Here is a 3,172-nt window from a genome sequence, read left to right on the forward strand (position 1 = left end):
TCGGGCTCGGCGGGCGCCTCCACCGGCGGCGGGGCGGGGTTCTTCGGCGGCTTCGCGACCGCGGGCTTGCCGGCGGCTTCCGCGTCCGTCATCGGCGCGGCGGCCGGTCCCGGACGCGGGGGCGCCGCGGCGGCGGTCTCGCCGTCGGCGACGACCTTGCCGTCCGCCTTCGCCGTCGCCGTCTTCCCCGCCGCGGGCTCCTTCGCGGCCGGTTCCTTCTTCGCGGCGACCTTCTTCTTGACGGTCTTCTTCGCGGGCTTGGCCGGCTTCTTCTCCACCTCGGGCTCGTCGGGCGCCACGGGCAGGTCGAGGGGCCGGAAGCTGGCGACGTGCTTGAGCTTCTCGGGATCCAGGTTGTGCGCCTGGGCGTAGTTCACGCGCATGATCTCGCGCTTGCGCTGGTAGCTGGCGTGGATCTTCTCGATCACGTCGTCCTCGACCACGCTCATGTGGCTCTTGGCCTCGGCGTGCATGTCCCGCAGCATCTTGAGGATGACGGGGCTGTCGACGCCGTAGTGCTTGGCGAGTTCGTAGACCCTGAGCTTCCTGACCAAGTGTCCTACCTCCGTCAGCGGTTGCGCCGTCTGCGTGTCCGACCCCCGCGCGGGGTGGCGGCGCCGATGCCTCGCAGGAAATCCGGGTCGTCCAGGGCGACGACCGTCAAGTTGCGCCGGCCGAGCGCCCGCGCCAGATCCTCGCGTCCCAGCAGGTCCCCCCAGACCGCCCTCACGGGCGCCAGCGAGAGGTAGCGGTCCCTCTGCCGGGGGCTCGCGTCGGTCGCCAGGATGAGCACGGGTCTGCGCCCCCTGCCCACCATGCGCGCGACCTGCTCCGCCCCGACGGCCAACTTGCCGGCCCTGAGCGCCAATCCCAGCATCCGCAGCAGCGCCTCGCCGTCCGCGGGCGCCGGCGTCCCGGCGGGTTCGCCGCCGGCCTCGGTCACGATCCCTCTTCCTCGCGCGGCGTCTCCTCGTCCTCGCGCGGCGTCTCCCCGGCGTCGGGCAGCTCGCTCAGGCGCGTGTCGAAGTCCGCGAACGGGTCGCCCGAGACCTCGACGTCCTCGGCCGACGCCGGCAGGGCCGGCTCGGCGGCCTCGTCGCCCGCCGCAGCCTCCGCCGGAGACTCGAACAGGCTCTCGTCGAAGAGCGGCTTCTCCTCGGCCTCGGCCTTGGCCAACTCCTCGGCCACGGTCGAGTCGATGATGCGGTCCAGCTCGTCGAGGGTGGCGAAGGCCGTCTGCTGCAGCGACTCGGCCGTCTTGGGGCCGATGCCCGGGATGGCCACGAGGTCGTCGTAACCGGCTTCGGCCAGCGCCTCGATGGTGTCGATGCCGGCGCCGCGCAGCGCGACGGCCAGCTTCTCGGTGATCCCGTTCATCTCGTCCAGCTCCATCGAGACTTCCTGCATGACGCGCTGGCGGATGTGGAACTCGCGGGCCGCGACGAGGTCGATCTTCCACTCGGTGAGCTTGGCGGCGAGGCGGACGTTCTTGCCCTCCTTGCCGATGGCCTTCGAGAGCTGGTCGTCGTTGACCACGACGGTCGCCTCGCGGTTCTCCTCGTCCAGGATGATGCTGCTGACCTCGGCCGGGCTCAGCGCGCGGCTGATCAGCAGGGAGATCTCGGCGCTCCAGGGCACGATGTCGATGCGCTCGCCCGCCAGCTCGCGGGTCACGGCCTGCACGCGGGAGCCCTTCATGCCGACGCAGGAGCCCACGGCGTCCACGCGGTCGTCGTGGCTGACCACGGCGATCTTGGAGCGGGAGCCGGGCTCGCGGGCCACGGCCTTGATCTCGACGATCCCCTCCTGGATCTCGGGCACCTCCTGCTCGAACAGCGAGCGCAGGAAGTTGGGGTGGCTGCGCGAGAGGATGATCTGCGGGCCCTTGGCGTTGTCGAGCACCTCGATGACCAGCGCGCGGATGGTCGAGCCCTGGTGGGCCTTCTCGCCGCGGATCTGCTCGCGGAACGGCAGCAGCGCCTCGACGCGGCCGAGGTTGACCAGCACGTTGCCGCGGTCGACCTGCTGCACGCTGCCGGTGATGATCTCGCCGACGCGGTCCTTGTAGGTGTCGAAGATCTGGGTGCGTTCGGCCTCGCGCACCTTCTGCACGAGGATCTGCTTGGCCACCAGGATGGCGTTGCGGCCGAACTCCTCCAGGGGCAGCTCCCAGCGCACCTGGTCGCCGATCTGGATGCCTTCGCCGAACTCCTCGCGGGCCTCGTCGATGTTCAGCTCCGCGTCCTCGTCCATGAGGTCGTCGACGACGGTCTTGACCTGCTCGACGGTCATCTCGCCGGTCACCTCGTCGACGCGGGCGTCGATGATGGCCTCGGCGCCGAGCTTCTTGCGCGCGGCGGACTGGAGCCCCGCCACCAGGGACTCGATCACCACGGCGCGGTTCAGGTTCTTCTCCCGCGTGATCATCGCGAGGGCGTCCAGGACGTTGTAGTCCATGCTCCTGCTCCTGTGGCGGCGCCGGCCCCTGCCGGGTCAGCGTCCGCGCGTCTGACGGCGCGTCTCGCGCGCCTGCTTCTTGTCGTCCTTGCGCCGGCGCCGGTCGGCCTGGATCAGCGCCTGGGCGTCGAACTCGGGGTCCAGGTTGGCCTCCCGGATCCTGTCGCGCAGGATCTCGAGCGGCTCCGTGTCGGCGGCCGTCCGCACCAGCAGGCGGCCCTCCTCGGCGGCCTCGAGCCGCCCCTTGACCGTGCGCGGGGGACCCGCGGCGGCCACCTTCAGGATCACGTCCTGCCCCACGGCCGCGGCGAAGTGCGCCGACGTGCGCAGGGGACGCCGCACCCCGGGCGAGGAGACCTCGATCACGTACGCGTCGGCGATGAGCCCGGCCTCCTCGACCAGCATGCCTGCGGTGCGCGACGCCTCGGCGCAGTTGTCCACGCCGATGCCGCCCTCGCGGTCGAGGTACACGCGCAGGGTCAACCTGCCGCCGCCGCGGAAGACGCGCACGTCGAGCAGGTCGTAGCCTTGCGCCGCGAGCGGGGCCGCGAGCAGGTCCACGACGCGACCCGCCAGCTCGTAACGGTCCACGCCGCCGCCTCCCGCCGTCGACCCCCGTGCGGGGGGCCGTACATGAAAAGAAGTGGACTTGCGCCCACTCCAAAAACCGTGCCGGGTCGGCACACTCCTGAAGTGGGGCCAATATACACCCGGG

At 71.2% G+C, this 3,172-nt stretch carries 4 protein-coding genes; all 4 read right to left on the reverse strand.

Annotated elements, in window-relative coordinates:
• Positions 1-554, reverse strand: a 554-nt coding sequence (locus Q7W29_09380) for a translation initiation factor IF-2 N-terminal domain-containing protein (protein MDO9172030.1), incomplete at its 3' end; no start/stop codon positions are given.
• 14 nt (positions 555-568) lie between these two features.
• On the reverse strand, positions 569-943 hold the full coding sequence (locus Q7W29_09385; protein ID MDO9172031.1) for a ribosomal L7Ae/L30e/S12e/Gadd45 family protein: 375 nt from the start codon (positions 941-943) through the stop codon (positions 569-571).
• On the reverse strand, positions 940-2,457 hold the full coding sequence (gene nusA / locus Q7W29_09390) for a transcription termination factor NusA (protein MDO9172032.1): 1,518 nt from the start codon (positions 2,455-2,457) through the stop codon (positions 940-942). The genes Q7W29_09385 and nusA overlap by 4 nt, the downstream gene beginning before the upstream one ends.
• Before the next feature lie 36 nt (positions 2,458-2,493).
• Complete coding sequence (rimP, locus tag Q7W29_09395) at positions 2,494-3,048, reverse strand: ribosome maturation factor RimP (GenBank protein ID MDO9172033.1); 555 nt, start codon at positions 3,046-3,048, stop codon at positions 2,494-2,496.
• Positions 3,049-3,172 lie beyond the last annotated feature (124 nt).

The sequence above is a fragment of the bacterium genome (assembly GCA_030654305.1).
In the GTDB taxonomy this organism is placed as follows: Bacteria; Krumholzibacteriota; Krumholzibacteriia; order LZORAL124-64-63; family LZORAL124-64-63; genus PNOJ01.